Source organism: Porticoccus sp. (assembly GCF_041592135.1).
GTDB lineage: Bacteria > Pseudomonadota > Gammaproteobacteria > Pseudomonadales > Porticoccaceae > Porticoccus.
Genome location: NZ_JBFHQR010000193.1, coordinates 1 through 2,908, shown reverse-complemented (window position 1 = coordinate 2,908; position 2,908 = coordinate 1). Strand labels below are relative to the sequence as shown.

General features: G+C 58.8%; 3 protein-coding genes. 2 read left to right on the top strand and 1 reads right to left on the bottom strand.

Annotated features, from left to right (window positions below; all coding sequences use genetic code 11):
- Window positions 1-393 precede the first annotated feature (393 nt).
- Together ABY948_RS11930 and ABY948_RS11925 are read left to right on the top strand one after the other, a co-directional pair.
- Window positions 394-1,026 carry a sulfotransferase family protein gene (locus ABY948_RS11930; protein ID WP_461482757.1) on the top strand — a complete coding sequence of 211 codons (633 nt, stop codon included), beginning with the start codon at window positions 394-396 and terminating at the stop codon, window positions 1,024-1,026.
- Window positions 1,027-1,237: 211 nt separating this feature from the next.
- Window positions 1,238-1,603: a hypothetical protein gene (locus ABY948_RS11925; protein ID WP_461482756.1), complete on the top strand. Its 366-nt coding sequence runs from the start codon at window positions 1,238-1,240 to the stop codon at window positions 1,601-1,603.
- A 228-nt stretch (window positions 1,604-1,831) separates the two neighbouring features.
- Here the strand turns inward: ABY948_RS11925 and ABY948_RS11920 are convergent.
- A partial coding sequence (locus tag ABY948_RS11920; protein WP_461482755.1) for a succinylglutamate desuccinylase/aspartoacylase family protein occupies window positions 1,832-2,908 on the bottom strand: 1,077 nt, incomplete at its 5' end.

The window sequence follows — 2,908 nt, the reverse complement described above, 5'->3', positions numbered from 1 at the left end:
GGTTGAGGCAGAACCAGCCGGACTCGTTTTTAAAAGGGGTTGGCTACTGTGGGCACCGGTTGGGTCATTGACCTGTTATTTTTATGTTGCACATGGGGCCGCCTGCTTTAGCTGGCCACCCATTGACTATAGCACCGGAAACAGACCGGGTTATGTCGAGCTTTACTTTAACAGTCCTGCCGTGAAAAACCCCCTGTCGAGGGGGGATTAAATACTTAGCAGTTGCGAAAAGAATAGGATGGAAACCTGGTTGTTTTTAGTGGCGCGATAGCCGTTAATATTGTGAATTTTGTGTGGTATTTATCCAGTTATTTCAATTGGATAAAGTGCCTGCTGCACAATCTGTCTTGATGGGAAATACAGGAACGTTTCAATAACAACCGGGAGTGCAGTATGTCGTTATCAGTAATAGGTGCCGGATTCGGTCGCACCGGCACCATGTCGATCAAAAAAGCCCTGGAGCAGCTGGGGCTGGGGCCATGCCACCACATGGAAGAAGTGTTCAAAAATCCCCGGCAACTGCCGTTCTGGCAGAACGCGGCGGCGGGTGAAGGGGTTGATTGGCACGAGGTGTTCGAGGGCTACAACTGCTCCGTTGACTGGCCAAGTGGCCATTACTGGAAAGAGCTGGCCGAGTTTTATCCCGACGCCAGGGTGTTGTTGAGTGTTCGGCCCCCGGAGCGGTGGTGGGACAGCTTTTCGGGCACCATCAAGGTATTGCTGGAGAGGAAGAATGAGATTCCCGATGAATACCCCCGTGCGCTGCTCGCCATGGCGGACAAGCTGATTACCGAGCAGACCTTCGGCGGCTGTTTGGATCGTGAGTCGGCTGTTGCGGCCTTTCAAAACCGCATCGACGAGGTCAGGCGAGTGATCCCCAAAGAGCGGTTGTTGATTTTTGAGGTGGCCCAGGGCTGGCAGCCGCTCTGCGAGTTCCTGGGTGTTCCCGTTCCCGCAGGTGATTTCCCGCGCTGTAACGACAAGGTGGAGTTTTGGGATGTGTTCAGCGGCGGCGCAGATGCCTAAGCGAGGTGGGCTGTGCGGGTAAGGATTGTTTTTCGGCGGGCCGCGGCACTCTCAAGTCTGTTAAACAGATTGATTTCCTGATCATCGTCGCCATTACCTGAGGGGGCAGTCTCTGCGGAAGTGGCCGCACTGATCTGCTAAGCTAGCCCCCGGATAACAACGGTGGGGCGTGGTTCCCCGCCTGAATACAGCAAGATGTGATGGTGAAGAGATGGAGTACGAAGAAGTAAAAGCCCTGCGCGAGCGCTGGGGCGGCAAACCCTGTGATCACCCCGATTTTACAGACGAATACCTGTTTGGCTCGAAGACCGGCGATTTCGTGTGTACCCAATGTGGTGAGTCGTTCACCAAGCGCCAGCGGGATCAGATGAACCGCAAGGGGGCGAACCCGAAACTGGTGCAGTTTACGGAGCAGAACAAGATGCTGAAAGAGCGCATTGATATTCTGGCTGCGCGCAGGGATCGACTGGACGCGCTGGCTAATGCCGCTGATGGACATTCGGATCTGGATGCTACGCTGCTGGAACAACTGTGCCTGATAAAATTTCTGGATGAACTGATTCAGTCCACGGATTAGCGCAACCGCCGGGCCGATGGGGAGGCGAGCTCCGCCTCCCCATCCTTGCAACTCTGATGAACTCGTTTTCCCCGTTATCTGCAGCCGTGACAGCCCGATAGCTGAAATGGGTTGACTGTGCACGGCTGTTTCGATCTGTGGGGGGCAGTCCACCCACTTTGTGGCCGGGCTGGGGATGACCGCGCCGTCGGTATACTCCTACCGCTCAAGACACCCGGATAGCGGGCATCATTTCCCCTCGGTAATCTGCGCCTCGGTGCCGATGTGGTAGGCGGCAAACCCCGACATCACCACCTGATCCACCGCCATGCCGATCACCCGGCCACTGTCGTGGGCCTTGATCCGATGCTGGGCATTGGTGATGGGGTCGGTGACCACGCCGAGCAACTGGTCCTTGAATACCCGGTCCCCCAAGGAAACCCGGTTGGACAGAATGCCGCCGTACTCGGTGCGGATCCAGTAGGTGTCGTAGTACACCGGCTCCGGATCGCCCCAGGAGAACAGCTGGGAAATCATGTCGTGCTTTTCCATCAGGCTGTGGATGCTGTTGACCCCGGCTTTGATCTGGTGCTCCTGAATGCGGGAGGATTCCCCCGCCTCCATGGTCACGGCGGCAATGCCGGCGGCGACGGCGGCGTTGCGCAGCATGCCGGCTGCCCCGGAACTGTGTACCACGGCGATGCGGTCGAATCCCCGGGTGAAGCTGGCCATTTCCGGCACGTTCATGTCGGCCCGCAATTGCAGCAGGTTGGTGCGTCGAAAAGACCCGGTGTGAATATCCACCAGCATGTCGCAGTGGCGGATAGCCCCGTCGAACAGGGCGTGGGCAAAGCGGTCCGCCAGGTTGCCCCGGGGCCGGCCGGGAAAGTGCCGGTTCAGGTCGCGGCGGTCCGGCAGATAGCGGCTGCCCTGCTGAAAACCCTGCAGGTTGACGATGGGAATGCCGATCACCTGCCCTGACAGTTTCTGGGGGTTCAGGTCGTAGAGGACCCGGCGGACGATCTCGATGCCGTTCAGTTCATCGCCGTGTATCGCCCCCACCAGGCACAGGCTGGGGCCGGGATTGATGCCGTTGACCACCAGCACCGGGGTGGGCTGGGACAGACTGGCGATCTGGATGCCAGGGGACCAGGCCAGGCGGGTGGAGGTGCCGGGCAGGATTTCGGTGCCAAACAGGTTGATGCTGGTGGCCACCGGCTCCGGCACCGGCGTGGGTTCCTCGACCGCGATGGGTTCCTCCGCCTCGGCAGTGCTGGGCGTTTCCGGTTCCGGCGGCGGCGCCACTTCCTTCAGGTCGATGTTCGG

What these genes read in the sequence shown, in the direction of transcription:
- ABY948_RS11930 (WP_461482757.1), top strand. Translation starts at nt 394, where the DNA reads ATGTCGTTATCAGTAATAGGTGCCGGATTCGGTCGCACCGGCACCATG.
- ABY948_RS11925 (WP_461482756.1), top strand. Translation starts at nt 1,238, where the DNA reads ATGGAGTACGAAGAAGTAAAAGCCCTGCGCGAGCGCTGGGGCGGCAAA.